The sequence below is a fragment of the Dapis brunnea BLCC-M229 genome, from assembly GCF_050015995.1.
Classification (GTDB): Bacteria; Cyanobacteriota; Cyanobacteriia; order Cyanobacteriales; family Microcoleaceae; genus Trichodesmium.
Map to the genome: position 1 here is coordinate 1 of NZ_JBNHEP010000127.1, position 21,224 is coordinate 21,224.

The following is a 21,224-nucleotide window of genomic DNA, read 5'->3' on the forward strand; positions in this document are numbered from 1 at the left end:
ACTTCCCTCTAGATTTAGCAGCAGTAGAAGCTCCTGCTATCAAGGGTTAATTTTTAACTAATTTTTTAATTAATAAAAAGCTCTCCATCTGGAGGGCTTTTTTTTTTAAAAAAAAGAATAAAAAAATCACAAAGACTATGATAAATCAGCTTATTAGTTTATTTTTAGTGGTTATATTTTTGTTTTCCACTCCTAGTGTGAGTTTTGCCCAAAATAATATTAATAACCTTGATAACCTTCCACCAGAAAAAGTTCAAGAATTAATTTCGATTCGATACAGTATTACTACTATTGAGGAACTAGAAAACAGGGGTCTACTTTCAGAAACCCAGGCAATAACAGAAACAAAAAGTTACTTGAAAAAATCTCAACTTATAGTTGGGGAAAAGTTAAGCTTAGAACAGATTATACAATTAACTAATAACTACGAAATAGTTACACCGGGAAGCCAAACAAACATAATTCAAAAAATCGCTGGTTTTGTGACTTTTACAAATATCATCTTGACTTCAGCAGCAATTTTACTTGTTTTGGCAGTAGCTTCATTAGCTTCTCTATATTTAATTCCTATTCTAATGCTAATTCCAGATTGGGGTTATGAAATTATTATTTACTTAGTTTGTTTTGGTGCTATTGTTGGGGGAAATTTTGTTACAGGAATAGGAGAATTTATTGCTTTTCCTGGTTGCTTGGGGTTAATTGGCGCTATTAGTTTCAGTCACTATCTGCATAGAAAATTTTTCCAAAAGCTTGTTGATGAGAAAAACAGTTATCCTTATTATCTTGATAGTTTCATTCTGTTTATCATTTGGGCGATTGCTGCTATTATTTATCAAAGTTCTCTCCTGGGTTTTATTGCTATTATTGCTTTGGAGACCTGCCTAGGTTTTTCTGTAGTTATTACACCTCTTTGTTACATGATTGGTTTTACCGAAAGGGATGTAATTTCCAGGGCGATGTCTGCTTCTTTAATTTTATTAACTTTATATGTTAGTGCTGAAATAGCAAATTTTGAACTTCCCTATATCGGAATTTTTTCTACAGGAGTTTTATTTGTTGGTACTTTTGTTTATTTTGTGGGAACTTTAATTGTTTCTAGCAAATGGTATGATTATGGGAAGTTTAATATAAATCGTTATCTCTGGTTACAATTTTTGACGATAGGATCGGGTGTTACTGCACTTTATATTGGTTCAGTTTGGCAAGTTTTATTATTACAAAGAATTGGCGGTACATTCTTTTTCTTGTATCTGATTGAAAAATATTTTGAATTGCCTTGGCATGAAAAATTATGGGCTTGGGCAACTTTAGGTTTGGCGGTTATTTTGTATTTATCTGCTTTAGTAGCTAAAAAATATCCAGAATATTTTTTCTTAGTAAATTAAAATTTAGAAAAGAAGGAATAATTAAGAACTAAGAAGGTAAATACCGATCTTCAATAATTAATAATTAAAAAGACATCTCCTGTAAAATATTTTTATCGGCCTTATTATTCGTAACATTCTTTTTTCAAAATGGTATAAGAGAGCTGATATTTTAGCAATGTAAAGAATATAGGTTGAATTTTGCCTACCTGCTTAATAAATACTGGATTTTAATGCCTATTTATTAAAATCAAACCGCTTAAACTGTAAATATATTCTTGCTTTCTTCCAGTTTAGTGAGGTTAAATATTAGGAAGTTGCTAATAACTACTTCTAAGAATTCTCCAATAATTTCTCAACAAACTTAATATAAGCATTATTAATTTTGCTGAATCACCAATTGATCGAGGCGCTTAAAAATACTTACAACAGTATATAAATCCTCCTTATTATCTATAGAAAATAAACGAGATAATCCATATTGGGTAATATCTATTTTAAGTAGTTTTACCAATCTAAACTCACTACCATTTGTCACAAATCCAAAAGCAGGTTGTTCGAGTTCTGAAGAATTTAACATATAAGCTAATATTTGAGGAATTCCAACATTTAATGAATATTCAACCCGTTTTGCTTCAATTACTAAGACCCAAAATTGAGGAGTATAAACCAATATATCAATTTTACCTGTAACGATAGTTCCTTCATCTTCGGAAGTAATTTTTATCTGTTTTTCAGCAAATAGAAAAAATGGTTCGCGATAAAAACCTGCTGCCTTCAATAAAGGTGATAATACCACTATTTTCACTAGAGGTTCTAATATCGGACGTTTAGAAAGACGTAAATAATCTACTTTTACCTGTGCTAATTATTGTTTTTCTAAATCTGTCAATTCTGGTAAATTTTCTTGCCACTCTGGGAAAAAAGTTGGTTCGTCTGTGCGTTTTAAACCAAAATTTTCTTCTAAAGAATATAGGTCTATTTGGCTAGCTGGTATTGTTTGAAGCATAATGTTTTTTTTGATTATTTTTTTATCTTATCTCAATCGATTTTTTACGGCTAATAGGAAAAAAATTGTATTATGACTGTGGAACTTATTTACACCTTTTCATGTTGCATTTCGATACGGGATATCTAAAATAAAAACTCACTATTAACAAAGGCTTAATCTTTTATTTTCTCAAAATTATTGAGTCATTAACCCCGCCTTGATTGGCGAAATGTTCTTGGAGGGTTGCTCAAAATTCCCCTGACAAAAATAACTTCTGAATCCTGAATTATGACTTCGTTAAAGATACACTATATCAACCATTTTTTTAATATCCACTAGCAGCCATATCAAATTCATAAATATAGTCAGCTCTTTCAATTTTTGTAGTGTAATTTCCATCAGGATATAGAGTCAGCAATCTTAATCCGGGTGGCTTTTTATCTAGAACAAATTCGGAATTTTCTGGTTCAAATTGAATACAAGTAGAGGGAGTTGTTAAATAACGAACACCATTTATTTCTGTTTCAAATTCTTGATGAACATGACCAGACAAAACAATTTTTACCTGTGGATAACGATTAATTATATTTAATAATGATTCCGGTTCATGTAAAATAATTCTATCCATCCATTCTGAGTTTATTTTTACAGGAGGATGATGTAAGGCAATTAAAACTGGTTTGTTTCCTATTATTTTTAGTTGAGATTCTAACCATTCGAGATTTTCTGAGGAAACTTGACCGTACACACATCCAGGCACATTGGTATTTAGCAATAAAAAGTACCACCCACCTATTTCAAAAGATTTTTTGGAACAAATAGGGCCACAATTTAGCTCCTGTTCCATAATAGGTAAACGGTCATGGTTTCCTGCTATCCAATAAGTAGGAATGTTCAGGGGAGTAAGTAAGGATGCTAGACGTTGGTATGATTCGGGGGTTTCATCTTGGGAAATGTCCCCAGTGAGTAGCAGCACATCTGGCTGGGGTTGTAATTGTCCCAGTTTCTCTAAAACTTTAAGAAAAGAGGTTTCGGTGGGAACTCCATACATTTCTCCCTGAGTGGGGTCTGCAAATAGATGGGTGTCGGTAATTTGGGCGACAATGACAGGAAATTTCGAAATCATGGTCAATCAGAAAGTTTTGATATATAAGGATGAGAATCTTAAAGATAGCTTTAAATATTTGTCCATAGTGCAATCAAAAACAAGACCATAAGTGATTTAGATCGCATTCATTCTTTGAGGCTTGCTATATTTCCTTGGATAGTGTATAGTAATGTATATGAGTAAAAATGGCGGCATAGCCAAGTGGTAAGGCAGGGGTCTGCAAAATCCTTATCCCCAGTTCGAATCTGGGTGCCGCCTTTGATTTTAATTATAACTTATTAATTTTGCTTGACCAAAAAATTCAGGTCAATAACCTCTCCTTTTAAGAGGATAAAAAATAAACTCAAGTATTTAATCAGAACTGATAACTGGAATGACCTTTGATTAAGGTCTTTTTTTGTTGTTAATTTGTTTGGCTATTTTAATGCTGCTTTGAGAGCGTGCCAGCTTAATAAAACACATTTAATTCTGATGGGAAACTGAGAGACTCCTTGAAAGATATTTAGTTTTGGTAAGTTATCTGAAAGACTAATTTCTCCTTTGAGCATTTGGCGGAATTTTTCGATTATTTCTAAGGCTTCTTCTACAGTTTTTCCTGACAATGTTTCTGCCATTAAATCTGCTGAAGCGATGGTTAATGCACAACCTTTTCCTTGAAATTTTATATCTTCTATAATCTGATTTGTTTGGTTAAATTTTATTGTTAATTCGATACGATCGCCACAGATAGGATTATTTCCTAGTTGTTGTTGATGTATGGGGTTAGTTTTGCCTTGGTTTTGTGGGTTTTTAGCACGTTCGAGAATAGTTTTATATTGAAGGTTACGAAGATGATTTTGGGTATTCATAATTATTAAGGGAACAGGGAACAGGGAACAGGGAACAGGGAACAGGGAATAATACCAATATTATAAATGTTTGCTACATTTTCTTGAGTAGGGAAGTGGGGGGAGGTAGGGACGTTGCATGCAACGTCTGTACACATAATAATAATTAATACCAAACTTCGCGAGCTTGAGAAACGTTATAACAATAATAAAGTAGCACAAAGTAATTCCATATCACAAGTTTGTTAATTGTTGATAATCAGCAAAGGTATCAATATCTATTTCTCCTTTGGGAAAATCAACAGTTGCAACTTGGTAAGAATAATTTTTGATGATTTGTTTAGCACCTTTGGCTGTTTTTAAGTTGAGCATTTCTGGAAAAAATTTAGCACTAAATAAAGCTGGAACTCCGAAAGTAGCAGCATATTCACAAGCAACTATTGCCTTACCTGTTAAATAATAAACATCAATAATTTTTTTGATAAGTTGAGTAGAAACAAAAGGTTGGTCACATAGCATTAATAGTACAGCTTCTAGATTTTCTTGAGTTGCTTTGAGGTTATTAATACCAAGTTTTATTGAACTGTTCATTCCCTCTTGCCAATCACAATTTTTGACAATTTTTACAGGAAAATTGCTAATTTCAGGAAATATTAAATCGGCATAAGCACCCAAAACTACAACTATTGGCGCACAATCAGAATTAACAGCAATTTCCACAGTATTAAAAATGAAACTATGCTCTTGATAAATTAACAATTGTTTGGGCTGACCTAAACGAGTTGAAGCGCCAGCGGCTAAAATTATAATTCCGATAGATTTATTCATTATTTGAGGACATCTAGCTTGAAAATGTGGGTTAAAAAAGCTAACCCCCCGACCCCCTTCCCTACAAGGGAAGGGGGAGAAATATTCTCCCCTCTCCTTCTAAGAGAGGGGTCGGGGGAGAGGTCTTCCGGGTTGCTCAAACTTACCGAAACAATTAAACAATTAAACAATTAAATAATTAGATAATTCAGGTTTAAAGCCTGCCCTTTCAAGGGAAAAAAATAAATTTTTTCCTTTTAGTCAATCCTCTCCCTTTTAGGAAGAGGTAATTATCCATTATCCATTATCCATTATCCATTAATGAACCACCATTTTAGTCTAGACACGCTAATTTTCACTGTGAATTGGTAGTTGACGGTGACGTAAAAAACCTGCGGAACGGTTAGTTATAACTGCTTGAATTTCGGCGATAATTGCTAAAGCAATTTCTTGGGGATTATCGGCACCAATATCTAGACCGACTGGAGCATATAAACGTTTTTTGTATTGCTGATCTATGGGAATTTCTCCTAATAATTTTTCGGTTCTTCTGCGGGGTCCGAGTATTCCTAAATAACGCAACGGTAAAGGTAAAATATTTTGGAGAATTGTCAAATCATAAAGATAGTTATGAGTCATTACAACTGCCACAGTTTTTTCATCTAAAATTACTGATTTTGGGAGTTTTTCATATTCGGAAATAATTATAGAATCAGCTTCGGGAAATTTGGTGGAAGTGGCATAAGCAGGGCGACGGTCTAATACTGTGACTGACCATCCTAATTGTTTGGCAAAATATACTATGGGTATGGCATCGTGACCAGCACCAAATATTACTAGAGATAGGGGTGGATGAATGACTTCTATAAAGGCTTCTATATTATTAGTAGATATGTGAAATGATTTACCCGATAGTTGAGCATTTTTTCCATGATTTAGTAGTAGTTGAACGAGAGAAGAATCAGTTATTTTAGTAGTAAAATTACCATCTGGGGATAACATTAAGTGATGGTGTTCTATAGCTTGACTTTTAAATATTGTGACTAATACTCCCGGTTGTCTATCCCGAAGACAGTCGGCAAGAAATGACATTAAAATTGTTCCACTTTCACCAAATAAAGGTTCGATAAAAATATCAACTATTCCCTGACAACCCATCCCTAAACCCCACAAAATATCTGCTTCGGAGGTAGTGTCGTAGGAGACCAAGCGAGATTTTTTAGAATTCATTACCTCTTGCGCTTGCTCTAAAACGTCACCTTCGAGACAACCACCACTGAGGGAACCGACCATTTCACCTTTGGAAGTCATTAACATTCGCGCTCCTGGTCGGCGATATGTGGAACCTACTACTTTGACAACGGTGGCAACAGCGATGGTTTCTCCAGAATTTTTGAGTTTGTTGTAGGTTCTAATAATGTCTTGTAATTCTTTCATATTAGGGAGTAGGGAGTAGGGAGTAGGTAGGGACGTTGCATGCAACGTCCCTACAGAGTCAGGAAGATACCTGCGCTACATCTGACTTCATTTTAGATAGCTAACTTTAGCCCATGCAGCAATAATATTACCTAACCATTGAATTTTGTCATAAGACTGATAGGCAAGAAGATGATAATCTTGATGGGTAGTTTTGATTAATAAACCCCATGATGAGAATCTATTTCCTTTAAAACCGCTAGTTTTAATTTGTTGTATATATTGAATTTTTGAGCGCCTAATTTCTTGTTTTTTTTCTTTAAAAGTACCTAATTTTTCATTGAAAACTAGGCAGTCAAATCTCAAATCAAAGCTTGCTTGTGCCAGAAAAAAATATAGGATTATATAGACTTGATTAAAAATTTTAGCAGCAAAAAAATACATCACTAAAGGAATAAAGAAAAATATAAAAGTTAAAATACTGATTAAATAATCTTGAATCAGGATAAATGAAGTTATCAGTAATGTAGCAATAAAAATACAGAATAGTATCCAAGCTAAAAGGCAAATAATTGCGAATGTAAGTAAGTATCTCATGCCATTTGGACGGTAAACTAATAGAAGTTCACTGTTAGGAGAGTAGAATATTCTAAACCCTTTCGGAGGTGGAATAATTGGTAACATATATAGAAGCAAAGATAATTAAGGAAGTAAGTCAAAACTCAAAATTAACAGAAGTTGATAATTTTTTTATCGTAATTGATTGACTTTTAGTAAATATCTATCTTAAGGCTAGAGCAATACTACGAACTTTAATTGTAACTATTCAACCGAACATAGTTTTATTTGTATAATTTTTTTTTAATTGGTATTAATTTTCGGAAAATAAAATATTCTTGTAGGGACGTTCTATGGAATAACCCTACTGGACCGACAGCTAAAATGGTGCATTAGAAAATGGGGGGATGGGGTGATGGGGAGATGGGGTGATGGGGTGCGAGACGAAAAAAGCTAATGCACTATTTTAGCTGTGTCAGTCTACTACTGGACTGTTTCAGCTAAAACAGTGCATTAGGGAGTAGGGGAGTAGGGGAGTAGGGGAGTGGGGGAGTAGGGGAGAAAGATTGTTGTTGGGTTTCGTCCCTCAACCCAACCTACATCTATTGCAACATTTAAGATGAAACAGTCTACTACCAATTTTGCTGTTCCCTATTCTCTATTTTAATAATTTATCTGGAGTAATAGGTAAATCTCTGATACGTTTACCTGTGGCATGATAAACAGCATTAGCGATCGCTGCTGCTACACCCACTACAGAAAGTTCCCCAATACCCTTAGTACCCAAAGCATTAACATAGGGATCTTCCTCCTCTACGAACTGCACCTGAATATCTGGCACATCTAACTGCACGGGTATCAAATAATCAGAAAGATTATGATTGAGAATGCGACCGTAGTGGGGAGACATTACTGTATGTTCCATCAATGCCATACCAATACCCCAAGTAATACCCCCGATCATTTGACTGCGGGCAGTTTTAGCATTAAGAATACGCCCAGCACCGTAGACTCCAACACATCGCGCTACTCGAACTTCTCCCAATAGTCGGTCTACTCGCACTTCTACAAAAACTGCCCCAAAAGAATGTTTGGCATATTCTTGTTTCTTCTGTTTCGATGCGTTGTCACCAACCGCTTCAATATTTTCCCAACCATGACGAGTGAGAATTTCCTGATAACTTTCTCCCACTGTAGAATTATTTTGCCACAATAATTTCCCTGAATCAAAAATTATCTCCTCTAGTTTTGCCTGATAAAGTGGAGAGTCTGAGTCAGAAATTGCCATCTCTAATATTTTATTCCGAGCGTTCATTGCTGCTGCTTGTACTGCCGAACCCACACTACTCGCTGTCGTCGAATTTCCTGTTCTTGGAGCTTTAGGTAAATTTGTGTCACCGAGTTTAAATTCCACCTGTTCCAGAGATACCCCTAAAACCTCTGCTGCCACTTGTGTCATTACAGTGTAAGTGCCAGTACCTAAGTCGTGGCTTCCACTTTCGACTAAAATTTTCCCACTATTATATATTGTCACCTTAGCAGTGGCAGGTCTACTACCTGCCGGAAAAGTCGCGCTTGCCATTCCCCAACCGATGAGATGATCGCCGTTACTCATAGAAGCAGGTTTGGGGTTCCGATGTTTCCAACCAAATATTTCTGCTCCTTGCTGATAACATTCTTTCAGAGATTTACTCGACCAAGGATGTCCGGTAGCAGGGTCTATATCTGCATGGTTGCGGAGGCGGACTTCTATGGGGTCTAATTCCAAAGCATAACTCAGTTCATCCATTGCTGACTCTAGGGCAAACATTCCCGGTGCTTCCCCTGGTGCCCGCATAAAAGTGGGAGTACAAGCATTGATAATACCAATTTTGTAATTGGTGTCCAGGTTGGGGCAAGCATACATCATCTTTGTTGCCATCGTGACGGGTTCGGCAAATTCGTCAAATGGTGAGGTGATGGTTTCGCCGATGTGTTTGATGAGTGTAAGTTTGCCTGCTGTAGTTGCGCCAAGGGTCAGATGTTGGCGAGTGGGAGCGCGATATCCAACAGAAGTATACATCTGGGCGCGGGTAAGTGTGAGTTTAACGGGATGCTGAACATAACGCGCTGCCAGAGTAGTAAGGATGGTGTGAGACCAAACAAGTGCTTTACAACCGAACCCACCACCGAGAAATTCAGAAATAACCCGGACGTTTTCTGGAGGAATGTCGAATACTTTGGCGATCGCCTGTTGTGTAGAGGAAACTCCTTGAGTTGTATCGTAGAGGGTGAGGCGGTCATCTTCCCAAACTGCTAGAGTTGCTGAAGGTTCGATGGGGTTATGATTTTCCATCGGGGTGCTGTAGGTTTGTTCGACTAATACTTCTGCTTGGGAACGTCCAGAGTCAATGTCGCCCCTGAATATGTGAGCGGGTAACATTCCACCAAAAATCTTTTCTGGTTTATATCCTTGTTTAAGTGCTTCATCTATATCTATAGTTGGTTGTTCAATTTTATATTCGACTTTAACCAAGGTAGCTGCATATTGAGCTTGCTCTAAAGTTTCTGCAACTACTATTCCAATGTGCTGCCCCTGATAATAAATATTTTCATCGTGGAGAACAGGAAGACTTTGCCCACCAGGGAAAAATTTAATTTGATTAAATTTGGGAACGTTACGGTGGGTAATAACTGCTAAGACTCCAGGTGCAGTTTCTGCTGCGGTAGTTTCCAGTTTTGTAATTTTACCTTTGGCAATGGTACTTTCTATTAATACACCGTATGTCAAATTTTCAATTGGGATATCGGCAGTGTAACGTGCGCCACCCGTAACTTTAAGTTTTCCATCTACGCGGTTAATTGGTTTTCCGATAACTTTGTTCATGTTTGCTGTTGAAAAATTTGAGTTTAAGGTGAGGTAGAAACCGGGTTTTTAGAGCAGGGTAATGATTTTTAAATTACCAGGGAAATAAACCCGGTTTCTTGGTTGTTTTTTAGTGTAGGAGTGAGACAGAAAGCGGGTTTCTCCATAAAAGCTCCTGATTTGAAAATCACCAGGGAGAAAAACCTGGTTTCTTGGTTGGTTTTTAGTTTATATCAAAATCCGGATAATTACTATACCCAAGTCATTGCGACTGGAACGGAGTGGAAGGAAGCAATCTCAGGGTTCTAGGAGATTGCTTCCTATCGTCGCAATGACGACTGTTCAAAATTTGATATTAGACGTGAGGCAGAAACCGGGTTTCTCGACAAAAGCTCCTGATTTAAAAATCACCAGGGTGAAAAACCCGGTTTCTTGGGGAAAAAGGAACTGAGACAGAAACCGGGTTTTTCGAGAAAGGCGTGATTTAAAAATCATCAGGGTGAAAAACCGGGTTTCTTAATTTGGGAAAACTGCAGTTGAAATTGCCCGAATAATAGCACGTTTAGCTAATTCAATTTTGAATTGATTATATTCTAAAGGTTTTGCTCCTACTAAAGCTGCTTCTGCTGCAGTAGTAAAAGTCGCCTCATCTATCGCTTTTCCTTGCAAAACCATTTCTGCTTCCTGGCAACGCCAAGGTTTTGTACCTACTCCCCCTAATGCTAGTCGGGCAGATTTAATTATGTCTTTCTCAACTTCCAGAGCAATAGCGACAGAGACCAGGGCAAATTCATAATTGGCGCGATCGCGAACTTTTAAATAATGGGAGTTACTAAACCAGGAAACATGAGGTACTTCCACTGCGACTATTAACTCCCCATGCTCTAAAACATTTTCTTGATGGGGCGTATCTTCAGGCAATAGATAAAAGTCATTGAGCGGCACTCAACGTTGTACAGTTGTACCATGAAGACAAAGCACCGCATCCAAGGCGACCAAAGCTACCGCCAAATCTGAAGGATGAGTGGCAATGCAACTTTCACTCGTACCCAAAATAGCGTGCATTCTATTGTAACCATCAATAGCAGGGCAACTCGTACCTGCGTTCCGACGGTTGCAAGGAAAAACCGGGTCGCGAAAATAATTACAGCGTACCCGTTGCAATAAATTTCCGCCCACTGTTGCCATATTCCGCAGTTGGGGAGAAGCACTTTCTAATATTGCCTGTGAAATGACAGGATAGGAATTTTTTACGGTTGGATAACGGGCGACATCGCTCAATTTTGCCAAAGCACCTATACGAATTTTGTTGTCAGCATCGACTTCTACTTCTGCCAGGGGTAGAGAGTTGATATCTACAACTTGCTTAGGTGTTTGTACCCCATCTTTAATTAAACCTATTAAGTCAGTACCGCCAGCAATAAAAGATATGGCTGCATCTTGAGCAACTGTGGTTATAGCTGTATTTCCTTCTTGAACTCTCGTATAACTAAATGGCTGCATTTTCTGTTTCCTCTGCTACTTCACGAACTGCTGCAACAATATGATGATAAGCACCACAACGACAGAGGTTGCCACTCATACCTTCCCGAATTTCTGTATCTGACTTTGGTTGTGTTTCTGCTAGTAAACCAACAGCAGAAACTATTTGACCAGAAGTACAATAACCACATTGAAAAGCATCATGCTCAATGAAAGCTTTTTGCATTGGGTGAAGTTGTTCATTTTCTGCCAAACCTTCAATAGTAATAATTGATTTGCCCATTTGCATCACTGCCAAGGTCATGCAAGAATTTATCCGCTTCCCATCTACTAATACGGTGCAAGCTCCACATTCGCCGCGATCGCATCCTTTTTTTGTGCCTGTTAAACCTAAATATTCTCGCAGTGCATCTAACAGTGTCACGCGAGGTTCTATATTTAATTGATGTTGCACTCCATTGATTTTTAATGTTAATGCTATTTTTTCTTTTTCTAACATTTGAATAATCTCGAAAATTAGATAATTAGACTATTAATTTATAATATCATAGCTGGGAATTTTGGTAAATTTATATGATATATAAACTGCGTTTGGATATCAATTATAGCAATTTTTATACTGGTAAAATAAAAAAATCGTATTTTTTAAGAAATAAGGAATTGATAAAAAAGTTTTTGTTTGTAGTAGGGCTTTAGCCCGAAGATAGATAGGGCTGAAGCCCTACTACAAACTTTAATTATAACTCTTCAACCAGAGATAATATTATGCATAAACCTGGTTTGTCAGCATAATTTCGTGACTGGAAATAATCAGGACAATTTCACTTTAAAAATATCACAAATAGTTTCAAACTTTAAATGTGAAATAATTTCCTGAAATTACTCTATAGTCAAAGTTTCTATCCTATAAAATATTATTTTTTACTTGTTACTTCCGTGAAACGGTATTAGTAATAAAAAAAGATTATGACTACTTTATACTGTTTAATTTTTGACAGAAAAACAGTTTCTAACCACAAGACCTTAATTGAGTTAAGAACAAAACTATTTCATCAATAGCAGTTCTCAAATCTTTGGTTTCTAAATCAGATTGATTAACAATAATACTAAAAACTAAAGGCTGAAAATTCCTAGGCTGAATATATCCTGCCAAACCAGAAACTCCACTAATTGTTCCTGTTTTGGCTTGCACATTTCCTTCTGCAAAACTATTTCTAAAACGCCGACTTAATGTACCACTGACTCCAGCCACAGGCAAAGAATTTCTATAAATATTTGCCCAGGGAGAATTAGCCATAATTCTGAGAGTTTGTACCAAAGCCTCCGGACTAACTAAATTATGACGAGACAACCCTGAACCATCATTTAATCTAAAACTATTGGGAGTAACTCCTAATCTAGTTAAAATTACTTTTACCTCCTCCAAACTTTTTGCCAAAGTCTGATTATCGGATTTTTTCTTAGGAACTAATCTACTCCTAACTCCCAGTTGACGTAATAAAGTTTCTGCATAAACATTATTACTTTTTCTATTTACTTCTTCTATTAATTCTCCCACAGTGGGAGACTCAACAAAAGCTAATTCAGTCAAGTTTAAATTAGAGGTTGTTTGTGAATTTTTTACTATTCGAGAAACCCTAATTCCTTCTGACTCTAAAACTTGACGAAATTTATTTAAAAAATTATCCACAGGTTCCACAACTGCCACATAAACAGGTTCTGATGCCGAGCCAATTCGGAGTTGCCCAGATATACGAATTATTGGTTGAATAAAATCTCGCCCTACTTCCACAAATTCTTTTTCATTCTTTGCTACAGTCAGCGAATTATTTTCAATTTGCCATTCTTTGCTTTCTGCCGGATTAACAAAAGTAACTTTTAAAGGCTGACCTAAACCTTGGGGAGACAAAACTAAATCTATAGCATTTTGATTAAATATTAAACTATTAATTGGTGCGCCATAACCAGCTTGAACATCTTCCCATTCCCAATTAGGATTAACTATCATTCCCTGAAAGTAACTATCATCAGCAATTAGTCGATCGATATTTTCTATGCCTTGTTGTTTTAGTTGTTCAGCTAAACTTTTCAGTTGAGTTTCTGTAAAACTAGGGTCGCCTCTTCCCACAACATAGATATTGCCTTTTCCATCACCATAAATAGAAGTTCTAATTCTAAATTGAGGTCTAAGTTGTTGTAATGCTGCTGCAGTTGTTAATAGTTTAGCTGTAGAAGCAGGAATAAAATAATATTCAGCATCTCGGCTATAAATTGTAGTTTTGCTAGATAAAGTTTCGACTAAAATTCCCCACCGAGACCGATTAAAAATTGGGCGATTAATTACAGCATCAATAGCATTAGTTAGTTCCGCCGGACAAATTTCTTTAGTGGTTTCTTGACTAAGTGCTATTAATGGATTGAAAAATAATACAATGAAAGTAATTGTAATTTGTTTGAGGTAAAGTTTAAACATTGGCTATTGACTAAAAATAGATTATGAGAGAAAATAGAATTGGACTTGGTTTAAGTAGCTGGTCGTTGCAGTTATTTTGTGGATTTCAAAGTAGTTTTAATTTTACTAATTATTTATGCCAACCTACTTAAAGTTAACTTTGATTATTGAGAAGTGGGTAGAGGTTTATTAAATAATTGATAATTGATAATTACCTCTTCCTTTTAGGGAGAGGACTGAATAATTTGAGAAGTCATTTATCCCCCTAAATCCCCCTTAATAAGGGGTACTTGACCTTGTATCCCCCCCTTTTGAAGGGGGGCTAGGGGGGATCTAAAAAGGATTTAGCTTGGGGTTTTGGTAAGTTTATAGCAGGATAAATTTATGAGTATAGCAACTGATAAAAAAATTTTCACAGATGAAGAATTCAGAGGATTATCAGAAGATAGTGGTCATTATGAATTAATTAATGGAGAAGTTGTTGAAATGGGAAATTCAGGAATGGAACATGGCAATATTACTGCTTATCTATGTGGTTTAATAGAGTTATATTCTCGTCCTAAAAAATTAGGTGTAACTTGCGACTCTAGTACAGCCTTTAGTTTAAAATCAGGAAATAAACGTTCTCCAGATATTTCTTTTGTTTCTAAAGACCGTTTATTGGGATTAAAGCGATTACCTAAAGGTTATTTTCAGGGGGCTCCTGATTTGGCAGTGGAGGTAATTTCTCCTAATAATACATTTGAGGAACTGCATCAAAAAATTGTTGAATATTTTGAAAATGGCTGTCGGTTAGTTTGGGTAATTAATCCTGATGAAAAATCAATCTTAGTTTATCATAAACCAGAGCCGGATAAATTATTACAAATTACTGATAATTTAGATGGAGAAGATATTTTACCAGGTTTTACATTAGCAATTTCCGACTTATTTATAGAGTGGGATTTTTAGATTTAGCGTTGCTGAATTTTTATATGAGTAGGGTAGGCAAATTTTGACCTATCTATTCTTTCAATATGTAATTGATATTTGCTTAACCAAAATAAGTAATATAGCAAAAAACATAAATTTTTTAGAGTTGTTATAATTTCAAAAAAACTATAGACAACTATGAATCAAAAAACAACTCGACGTAACTTGATAATGACCAGTATTGCTGTTACAGGTGGCATCATCGGTGGTGCTGCCATGAATAAACAGACTCAGACAAAAGTAGCATCTGTAGAGATACCCACTACATCCACAATACCAGAACGAATATTAGGCAAAACAGGTGTCAAAGTGCCACTTTTAGGTTTAGGAGGAGCAGGAAGAACACCTGTAGGTAACAGTGGGCAAGAAAAAGAGGCTATGGCAATAATTGAGGCTGCTCTGTCTTTAGGAATTAGATATTTTGATACTGCTGCTAGTTACGGTGCAAGTGAGGAACATTTCGGGAAAGTTTTGCCTGCTTATAGAAAGGATATATTTTTGGCAAGTAAAACAGGTAGACGCGATCGCGATGGAGCATGGCGAGAATTGGAGCGATCGCTAAAACGGTTAAATACTGATTATCTTGACTCGTGGCAGTTCCATCATGTTTCATTCATGGAAACTTTAGACGAAATTTTCGGTTCCCAAGGTGCTATTAAAGCGATGGAGGAGGCGAAGGAACAAGGGATAGTTAAGTTTGCTGGAATTACAGGTCATCACGAACCCGATGTTATTGCCGAAGGGTTGCGTCGTTATCCGTTTGATACCACTCTAGTTACTATTAATGCTGCTGATCAACATCATCCTCGACCTTTTGCTCCTACCGTATTGCCAGTAGCGCAACAAAAAAATGTGGGTGTTATTGGGATGAAAATACCTGCTTACGGTAGGTTACTGAAACCGGGAGTTTTGAATATGCAAGAGGCAATGGGATATGTGTTGTCGTTAGCGGGAGTGCATTGTTGTATTGTGGCTACCGAGTCGGTGGAGATGTTGCAGTCGAATGTTAGGGTTGCTCAAGAGTTTCAGCCACTAACTCAGCAAGATATGGGAGCGATCGAGCAAAAAACAGCAAATGTTTGGCAGGAGAATACTTTCTTCCGTGCTTGGACTTGAAACAGTTCCCTCGCTTTGGGATAGAGATTTCCTGCTTCTCGCTTTTTGCACTGATAGTTGGACTAATTTAATGTAATATACAAAATTAATTACCTAAATTTGTAGAATGAGCGGTCCTATTATATTAACTCCTGAAGATATTGCTCTATACCGAGAGCAATTTTCTCAAAATAACCAAGAAGAAGCCCTCTCTGCTCTTGATGTGATTGAAGAAGAGAATGGAAATTTAAGGTGAAACTGGGATCTATATCTTTAATTTGATTTAGTACCTCATCTAATTCCTGCTGTGATTTTTCTAACTCTTGCTGTAGGCGTTTTTGTGAAGTTTCTAATGGTCGTCGAGCCTGGACTCCTGATTTGCCTGAAATTGCTGAACGCTGCTCTATAACTATCTGTAATTGTCTTTCCAGTGATGGTATGTTTCGTCGCAGTCGATCTAGCTCGGCGATCGTTTCTTGAGGAAAGTTACCTTTAGGATAGAGTTCGCGCTTGAAAAGGAGTTCTACTAGGGTACGAGCTTTGCTGCGTTCCGCTGTTTCTACTGCTTTATCCCATTGCTCTAGATTGATGTATGCTTGCACCTGATTTTGATAAACCTGTATTGCTTGTGCTATAATTTCCTCGCGGCGATCGTCAGTGGTTGCCCAACTGCGACTAGCTTCTACTGCTTTTATAGCTTTTTCATAACTGTCGGCGGCGAGTTCCCAGTTTTGGTTGTCAAAATATAGGTCGCCTAAGTTGCCAGTAGTTTGGAAATAGTCGATAGGGTTTGCTTCTAGGGTGCGCACCAGTAAAGCTTGTTGGAATGCAGCAATGGCAGATTCCAGATTTTGGGCTTTGTCTCCCCTTATTCTGTTATCGTAGGCAACCCCGAGATTATTTTGAGTCATTGCCCAGTCGATAGGGAAATCAGTTTGGGTGTACACCAACAAAGCTTGTTGGAATGCAGCAATGGCAGATTCCAGATTTTGGGCTTTATCTCCTGTTATTCGGTCCCAGTAGGCAAGGCCGAGATTATTTTGAGTGGTTGCCCATTGGATAGGGAAGTCAGTTTTGTTGCGCACCAATAAAGCATTTTGGAATGCAGCAATGGCAGATTCCAGATTTTGGGCTTTATCTCCTGTTATTCGGTCCCAGTAGGCAAGGCCGAGATTATTTTGAGTCATTGCCCATTGGATAGGGAAGTCAGTTTGGGTGTAAACTAGCAAAGCTTGTTGGAGTAAAGCAATGGCAAATTCAATATTCTTGGCTTTGTCTCCCCTTATTCTATCTCTGTAGACAGCGCCGAGATTATTTTGAATGCCTGCCCAATTTTTCCGATGACTCTCATAGGTAAAGACTTTTAGCACTACTTCATAACCTGAAATGCTAATTTCCATGTTATTTGCTTTGTTGCCCACAGGAAATTGGGCAATGAGGTGACTGAACTTAAGAATATCTATAGCAATGTTTTCTACTCTATCTGCTTCCACTTCAGAAAATTTAGTAGTTGCCCAGTTTCGCAATAGATCGGCAAAGATATTGTCAAGTTTATCTAAGTTTTGTTCTAGGAGTGGATAAACTACTTTCGAGTCACCCTTGCTTTCTACCGTTGCCCGCAATACCTTCATCAAGAATTTTGTATAGTCTTGGTATGCTAGCTGACTTGCTATATTCAGTAAAAATTTAGCACGATCTTGATTACCCGCTGATGCCAACTTCTCTGCTTCTTGGAACATTGTTTGCCAGAACCCAGAATCTATTAATTCCTGATGATTATTCAGAATTTTGTTTAGTTCTTGCACACTCTCACGATTAAGTAGTAAGGTGTTAATCAGATTCAGATAAGCTTGAATTCGTTGTTCATCCATATTTTTAAGTCAAAAGTAAGATTTTGAAGTGAAAAGTTAAAAGTCCAACAGACAAGGATTTTGCCACGGATGCACGGATTATTTTTTGGGGCAAGTTTAGTGTTGTTCCCTATAGACACCATTCCCAAATTGCCAATCTACTAACTCAAAAATAACCATAATGTTAGATTACAAAAACTCGACTTTTCCAATCATATCTTCAGGTTCCAATACTTCCCAAATTAGAATTAACCCGCGTAAAATTTCACCAATTGAACGACTTCCCTTAATACAATAAGCAATTCCACTATGTGAAAAACCAGCATAATGCAGTCGCAAAAAATCTCTATCCTGAGTAAAAATAACCCGATTTTGATTAGCAGCAAATCTCAATTGTTCTTCATCTGAAAGAGAAATTAAATTCGTCTCAGAAGTAGTAGTTACATCAATATTTCTTCGTCTTAAACCATCAGCTATTGCATTGGGAGCATTTTCATCCAGATGAAATTTAATCTTTTGCACCATGACTTTCTCTTAATTTTTTTGCCACTAAAGAAGGAGTTTCAGCTTGCTTTACTCTAGCAAATTCTTCATCCTCCAAAATTTGTTGTCTAATCTCTTCTAAATGATCGTGATAATAAGTCAAAGCAGCATAAACATCAGCCAAAGTAATACTAGGATATTGAGACACAATTTCATCTGGAGAAAGCCCCATTTTTTCATGGCAAATAACAATATCTTCTACTCTAATTCGATGCCCAGCAATCCGAGGTTTTCCACCACAAATTCCTGGAGTAATTTCAATGTGTTCTGTAATTGTAAATGTTTTAGACATAACTAATTTTGAAATACAAATATATAGATATATTTTAACAGACAAAAGTTTATTTAAGGAATATTCAGAGATTTTTTTACAGCTTCTTGTACCAAGACAAAAATTTCTGATGGTAAGTCTCCTATTTTTTTGTGAAAAACTGAATTGCTAACTGTAGCAATTTTATCTGCCCTAATCAATGAAGTCTTTTTTAAACCTGTTTGTAAAAAATTAGAATTTTCTTCTGACATTAATACCCAATTTTTTGGTAAGTTACTGTTAGTAATTTTCGAGAATATACCTAAAATAATAACTTCTTCTCTATGAACTGCTAAAATTAGTGCAAGTCTAACTTTTGTAGAAGTTAAATCGCTAAAAGGGAAGCGAACTAACCAAATTTATTGAGGTTTAGGATTCGACATCATAAATATCTTCTTCTGGTTCGTTCCACTCTGAAAAACCTGTTTCTGCTAGTTGCATCATGGTGATAGTTTCTAGTCTTTCCTCAAGTTCTTCTATGAGGGTTATTTGTTCTCGAATAGGTAACTGAAATATCAGAGTTTTTATTTCTTCTATAGTCGGATTTGAAGTCATTTTTAAGTACAATTATTATGCTTAAATTATTAAATAGAAATAGACTTATTTAGATTTTCACATATTATTAGCGATATAGCTGCTGCTAGGCTTCGCCTTTTCCTGACGGAATGCTCCGCAAACATATCGCGCTCGCTATAAGTTTCATGTCGGCGACAGCCGAAAACGCTCCCTAGATTTGACATTCTAATATGGCTACTAAATTAGTTCCATATCTAACACAAATCCAGGCAAAATATCTTCACCAAATAATGTTTGAGGTGCATCTAATATTTCTGCCTTTTTACCAACACGATAAATTTCTACTTGCCGACTTTTTCGATTAATTAACCAACCCAAACGCATCCCATTTTCCAGATATTCTTGCATTTTTTCTCTAGTCTCAGATAAACTGTCCGAAGGCGACATTAATTCAATTAAAAAATCAGGACAAAGAGGTAAAAACTTAGTTCTTTCTTCAGGAGTTAAATTATTCCATTTTTCCATTGTTATCCAGGAAGCATCGGGAGAACGAGTAGCACCATTAGGCAACTTAAAACCACCAGATGAGTCAAAAGCTACTCCTAATTTAGTTCGTCGATTCCAACTTCCCAAATCAATATAAATTTCAAAATTACTCCTGCTAGTTTCTCCCCCGGTCGGCGACATAATAATTAAATCTCCTTTAGTATTTCGTTCAAATCTTAAATCCCGGTTTTTTTGACATAGTTGAAAAAATTGTTCGTCTGTCATTTCAATTACTGAATTAAGCTCAATCGTATAATTGGTCATTTTTCCTCCTTTTGACTTTAAGTTAATTACCAAATTAGTTCCATATCTAACACAAATCCAGGCAAAACATCTTCACCAAATAATGTTTGAGGTGCATCTAATATTTCTACCTCCTTACCAACACGATAAACTTCTACTTGCCGATTTTGTCGATTAATTAACCAACCCAAACGCATCCCATTTTCCAGATATTCTTGCATTTTTTCTCTAGTCTCAGATAAACTGTCCGAAGGCGACATTAATTCAATTAAAAAATCAGGACAAAGAGGTAAAAACTTAGTTCTTTCTTCAGGAGTTAAATTATTCCATTTTTCCATTGTTATCCAGGAAGCATCGGGAGAACGAGTAGCACCATTAGGCAACTTAAAACCACCAGATGAGTCAAAAGCTACTCCTAATTTAGTTCGTCGATTCCAACTTCCCAAATCAATATAAATTTCAAAATTACTCCTGCTAGTTTCTCCCCCGGTCGGCGACATAATAATTAAATCTCCTTTAGTATTTCGTTCAAATCTTAAATCCCGGTTTTTTTGACATAGTTGAAAAAATTGTTCGTCTGTCATTTCAATTACTGAATTAAGCTCAATCGTATAATTGGTCATTTTTCCTCCTTTTGACTTTAAGTTAATTACCAAATTAGTTCCATATCTAACACAAATCCAGGCAAAACATCTTCACCAAATAATGTTTGAGGTGCATCTAATATTTCTACCTCCTTACCAACACGATAAACTTCTACTTGCCGATTTTGTCGATTAATTAACCAACCCAAACGCATCCCATTTTCCAGATATTCTTGCATTTTTTCTCTAGTCTCAGATAAACTGTCCGAAGGCGACATTAATTCAATTAAAAAATCAGGACAAAGAGGTAAAAACTTAGTTCTTTCTTCAGGAGTTAAATTATTCCATTTTTCCATTGTTATCCAGGAAGCATCGGGAGAACGAGTAGCACCATTAGGCAACTTAAAACCACCAGATGAGTCAAAAGCTACTCCTAATTTAGTTCGTCGATTCCAACTTCCCAAATCAATATAAATTTCAAAATTACTCCTGCTAGTTTCTCCCCCGGTCGGCGACATAATAATTAAATCTCCTTTAGTATTTCGTTCAAATCTTAAATCCCGGTTTTTTTGACATAGTTGAAAAAATTGTTCGTCTGTCATTTCAATTACTGAATTAAGCTCAATCGTATAATTGGTCATTTTTCCTCCTTTTGACTTTAAGCTAATTACCAAGTAAGCATTCAGCAGTTAGCTAAAGTCCTATTTAGATTTTA

General features: G+C 36.3%; 23 protein-coding genes and 1 tRNA gene. 4 read left to right on the forward strand and 20 right to left on the reverse strand.

The features are described from left to right. Positions 1-137: 137 nt before the first annotated feature. Complete coding sequence (locus tag ACP6PM_RS14920) at positions 138-1,385, forward strand: hypothetical protein (RefSeq protein WP_426585883.1); 1,248 nt, start codon at positions 138-140, stop codon at positions 1,383-1,385. A 358-nt stretch (positions 1,386-1,743) separates the two neighbouring features. Here the strand turns inward: ACP6PM_RS14920 and ACP6PM_RS14925 are convergent, their stop codons facing one another. The 3 genes from ACP6PM_RS14925 to cpdA form a co-directional block, all read right to left on the reverse strand. Continuing rightward, the gene (locus tag ACP6PM_RS14925; protein ID WP_426585885.1) at positions 1,744-2,163 is read right to left on the reverse strand and encodes a type I restriction endonuclease; all 420 of its coding nucleotides are present in this window, start codon (positions 2,161-2,163) and stop codon (positions 1,744-1,746) included. A 69-nt stretch (positions 2,164-2,232) separates the two neighbouring features. Further along, positions 2,233-2,373, reverse strand: a complete 141-nt coding sequence (locus ACP6PM_RS14930; protein ID WP_426585887.1) for a hypothetical protein — start codon at positions 2,371-2,373, stop codon at positions 2,233-2,235. A 307-nt stretch (positions 2,374-2,680) separates the two neighbouring features. Further along, positions 2,681-3,481: a 3',5'-cyclic-AMP phosphodiesterase gene (cpdA, locus tag ACP6PM_RS14935; RefSeq protein ID WP_426585889.1), complete on the reverse strand. Its 801-nt coding sequence runs from the start codon at positions 3,479-3,481 to the stop codon at positions 2,681-2,683. 169 nt (positions 3,482-3,650) lie between these two features. On the opposite strand from cpdA, the gene ACP6PM_RS14940 reads away from it, so the two are divergent. Next, positions 3,651-3,721: transfer RNA gene (locus tag ACP6PM_RS14940), tRNA-Cys, on the forward strand. A gap of 158 nt (positions 3,722-3,879) precedes the next feature. Here ACP6PM_RS14940 and sufU read toward each other — a convergent pair. From sufU to dacB, 9 genes are all read right to left on the reverse strand, one after another. Continuing rightward, positions 3,880-4,311, reverse strand: a complete 432-nt coding sequence (gene sufU / locus ACP6PM_RS14945; RefSeq protein WP_426585891.1) for a Fe-S cluster assembly sulfur transfer protein SufU — start codon at positions 4,309-4,311, stop codon at positions 3,880-3,882. Positions 4,312-4,524: 213 nt separating this feature from the next. Continuing rightward, positions 4,525-5,118, reverse strand: coding sequence for a nucleotidyltransferase family protein (locus ACP6PM_RS14950; RefSeq protein WP_426585893.1), 594 nt, complete (start codon positions 5,116-5,118; stop codon positions 4,525-4,527). 327 nt (positions 5,119-5,445) lie between these two features. Further along, positions 5,446-6,534: an XdhC family protein gene (locus ACP6PM_RS14955; protein ID WP_426585895.1), complete on the reverse strand. Its 1,089-nt coding sequence runs from the start codon at positions 6,532-6,534 to the stop codon at positions 5,446-5,448. An 87-nt stretch (positions 6,535-6,621) separates the two neighbouring features. Continuing rightward, complete coding sequence (locus ACP6PM_RS14960; protein ID WP_426585897.1) at positions 6,622-7,197, reverse strand: hypothetical protein; 576 nt, start codon at positions 7,195-7,197, stop codon at positions 6,622-6,624. Between the two features lie 532 nt (positions 7,198-7,729). Next, positions 7,730-9,937: a xanthine dehydrogenase family protein molybdopterin-binding subunit gene (locus ACP6PM_RS14965; RefSeq protein ID WP_426585899.1), complete on the reverse strand. Its 2,208-nt coding sequence runs from the start codon at positions 9,935-9,937 to the stop codon at positions 7,730-7,732. Between the two features lie 495 nt (positions 9,938-10,432). Next, entirely contained in the window at positions 10,433-10,861 is a 429-nt protein-coding gene (locus ACP6PM_RS14970; RefSeq protein ID WP_426585901.1) for an FAD binding domain-containing protein, read from the reverse strand. Further along, complete coding sequence (locus tag ACP6PM_RS14975) at positions 10,862-11,419, reverse strand: FAD binding domain-containing protein (protein ID WP_426585903.1); 558 nt, start codon at positions 11,417-11,419, stop codon at positions 10,862-10,864. It abuts the gene before it with no gap. Further along, complete coding sequence (locus tag ACP6PM_RS14980) at positions 11,406-11,897, reverse strand: (2Fe-2S)-binding protein (RefSeq protein ID WP_426585905.1); 492 nt, start codon at positions 11,895-11,897, stop codon at positions 11,406-11,408. The genes ACP6PM_RS14975 and ACP6PM_RS14980 overlap by 14 nt, the downstream gene beginning before the upstream one ends. A 510-nt stretch (positions 11,898-12,407) precedes the next feature. Then, positions 12,408-13,871 (reverse strand): D-alanyl-D-alanine carboxypeptidase/D-alanyl-D-alanine endopeptidase, encoded by a 1,464-nt coding sequence (gene dacB, locus ACP6PM_RS14985; protein ID WP_426585907.1) that lies wholly within the window; start codon positions 13,869-13,871, stop codon positions 12,408-12,410. A 363-nt stretch (positions 13,872-14,234) separates the two neighbouring features. Here dacB and ACP6PM_RS14990 point away from each other — a divergent pair, with 363 nt between their 5' ends. After that, positions 14,235-14,801 (forward strand): Uma2 family endonuclease, encoded by a 567-nt coding sequence (locus ACP6PM_RS14990; protein ID WP_426585909.1) that lies wholly within the window; start codon positions 14,235-14,237, stop codon positions 14,799-14,801. 159 nt (positions 14,802-14,960) lie between these two features. Then, complete coding sequence (locus ACP6PM_RS14995; RefSeq protein WP_426585911.1) at positions 14,961-15,938, forward strand: aldo/keto reductase; 978 nt, start codon at positions 14,961-14,963, stop codon at positions 15,936-15,938. A gap of 119 nt (positions 15,939-16,057) precedes the next feature. On the opposite strand, the gene ACP6PM_RS15000 is transcribed toward ACP6PM_RS14995, so the two are convergent. From ACP6PM_RS15000 to ACP6PM_RS15035, 8 genes are all read right to left on the reverse strand, one after another. Continuing rightward, positions 16,058-17,788: a tetratricopeptide repeat protein gene (locus tag ACP6PM_RS15000; RefSeq protein WP_426585913.1), complete on the reverse strand. Its 1,731-nt coding sequence runs from the start codon at positions 17,786-17,788 to the stop codon at positions 16,058-16,060. Positions 17,789-17,956: 168 nt separating this feature from the next. Continuing rightward, positions 17,957-18,292: a DUF5615 family PIN-like protein gene (locus tag ACP6PM_RS15005; protein WP_426585915.1), complete on the reverse strand. Its 336-nt coding sequence runs from the start codon at positions 18,290-18,292 to the stop codon at positions 17,957-17,959. Beyond that, positions 18,276-18,602, reverse strand: a complete 327-nt coding sequence (locus tag ACP6PM_RS15010) for a DUF433 domain-containing protein (protein ID WP_426585917.1) — start codon at positions 18,600-18,602, stop codon at positions 18,276-18,278. The genes ACP6PM_RS15005 and ACP6PM_RS15010 overlap by 17 nt, the downstream gene beginning before the upstream one ends. Before the next feature lie 53 nt (positions 18,603-18,655). Then, positions 18,656-18,979: a type II toxin-antitoxin system PemK/MazF family toxin gene (locus ACP6PM_RS15015; RefSeq protein ID WP_426586017.1), complete on the reverse strand. Its 324-nt coding sequence runs from the start codon at positions 18,977-18,979 to the stop codon at positions 18,656-18,658. A gap of 10 nt (positions 18,980-18,989) precedes the next feature. After that, the gene (locus ACP6PM_RS15020; RefSeq protein ID WP_426585919.1) at positions 18,990-19,175 is read right to left on the reverse strand and encodes a hypothetical protein; all 186 of its coding nucleotides are present in this window, start codon (positions 19,173-19,175) and stop codon (positions 18,990-18,992) included. Positions 19,176-19,373: 198 nt separating this feature from the next. Further along, positions 19,374-19,946 (reverse strand): Uma2 family endonuclease, encoded by a 573-nt coding sequence (locus ACP6PM_RS15025; RefSeq protein WP_426585921.1) that lies wholly within the window; start codon positions 19,944-19,946, stop codon positions 19,374-19,376. Positions 19,947-19,972: 26 nt separating this feature from the next. Further along, positions 19,973-20,548: a Uma2 family endonuclease gene (locus tag ACP6PM_RS15030; RefSeq protein ID WP_426585923.1), complete on the reverse strand. Its 576-nt coding sequence runs from the start codon at positions 20,546-20,548 to the stop codon at positions 19,973-19,975. Between the two features lie 26 nt (positions 20,549-20,574). After that, positions 20,575-21,150, reverse strand: a complete 576-nt coding sequence (locus ACP6PM_RS15035; protein ID WP_426585923.1) for a Uma2 family endonuclease — start codon at positions 21,148-21,150, stop codon at positions 20,575-20,577. Positions 21,151-21,224: the final 74 nt, after the last annotated feature.

Coding starts and splice junctions, on each gene's coding strand:
- ACP6PM_RS14960 (WP_426585897.1), bottom strand. CDS start 7,197: ATGTTACCAATTATTCCACCTCCGAAAGGGTTTAGAATATTCTACTCT.
- ACP6PM_RS15025 (WP_426585921.1), bottom strand. CDS start 19,946: ATGACCAATTATACGATTGAGCTTAATTCAGTAATTGAAATGACAGAC.
- ACP6PM_RS14965 (WP_426585899.1), bottom strand. CDS start 9,937: ATGAACAAAGTTATCGGAAAACCAATTAACCGCGTAGATGGAAAACTT.
- dacB (WP_426585907.1), bottom strand. CDS start 13,871: ATGTTTAAACTTTACCTCAAACAAATTACAATTACTTTCATTGTATTA.
- ACP6PM_RS14955 (WP_426585895.1), bottom strand. CDS start 6,534: ATGAAAGAATTACAAGACATTATTAGAACCTACAACAAACTCAAAAAT.
- ACP6PM_RS14920 (WP_426585883.1), top strand. CDS start 138: ATGATAAATCAGCTTATTAGTTTATTTTTAGTGGTTATATTTTTGTTT.
- ACP6PM_RS15005 (WP_426585915.1), bottom strand. CDS start 18,292: ATGGTGCAAAAGATTAAATTTCATCTGGATGAAAATGCTCCCAATGCA.
- ACP6PM_RS15000 (WP_426585913.1), bottom strand. CDS start 17,788: ATGGATGAACAACGAATTCAAGCTTATCTGAATCTGATTAACACCTTA.
- ACP6PM_RS14975 (WP_426585903.1), bottom strand. CDS start 11,419: ATGCAGCCATTTAGTTATACGAGAGTTCAAGAAGGAAATACAGCTATA.
- ACP6PM_RS14990 (WP_426585909.1), top strand. CDS start 14,235: ATGAGTATAGCAACTGATAAAAAAATTTTCACAGATGAAGAATTCAGA.
- ACP6PM_RS15030 (WP_426585923.1), bottom strand. CDS start 20,548: ATGACCAATTATACGATTGAGCTTAATTCAGTAATTGAAATGACAGAC.
- cpdA (WP_426585889.1), bottom strand. CDS start 3,481: ATGATTTCGAAATTTCCTGTCATTGTCGCCCAAATTACCGACACCCAT.
- ACP6PM_RS14995 (WP_426585911.1), top strand. CDS start 14,961: ATGAATCAAAAAACAACTCGACGTAACTTGATAATGACCAGTATTGCT.
- ACP6PM_RS15020 (WP_426585919.1), bottom strand. CDS start 19,175: ATGACTTCAAATCCGACTATAGAAGAAATAAAAACTCTGATATTTCAG.
- ACP6PM_RS14950 (WP_426585893.1), bottom strand. CDS start 5,118: ATGAATAAATCTATCGGAATTATAATTTTAGCCGCTGGCGCTTCAACT.
- ACP6PM_RS14980 (WP_426585905.1), bottom strand. CDS start 11,897: ATGTTAGAAAAAGAAAAAATAGCATTAACATTAAAAATCAATGGAGTG.
- ACP6PM_RS14930 (WP_426585887.1), bottom strand. CDS start 2,373: ATGCTTCAAACAATACCAGCTAGCCAAATAGACCTATATTCTTTAGAA.
- sufU (WP_426585891.1), bottom strand. CDS start 4,311: ATGAATACCCAAAATCATCTTCGTAACCTTCAATATAAAACTATTCTC.
- ACP6PM_RS15035 (WP_426585923.1), bottom strand. CDS start 21,150: ATGACCAATTATACGATTGAGCTTAATTCAGTAATTGAAATGACAGAC.
- ACP6PM_RS15010 (WP_426585917.1), bottom strand. CDS start 18,602: ATGTCTAAAACATTTACAATTACAGAACACATTGAAATTACTCCAGGA.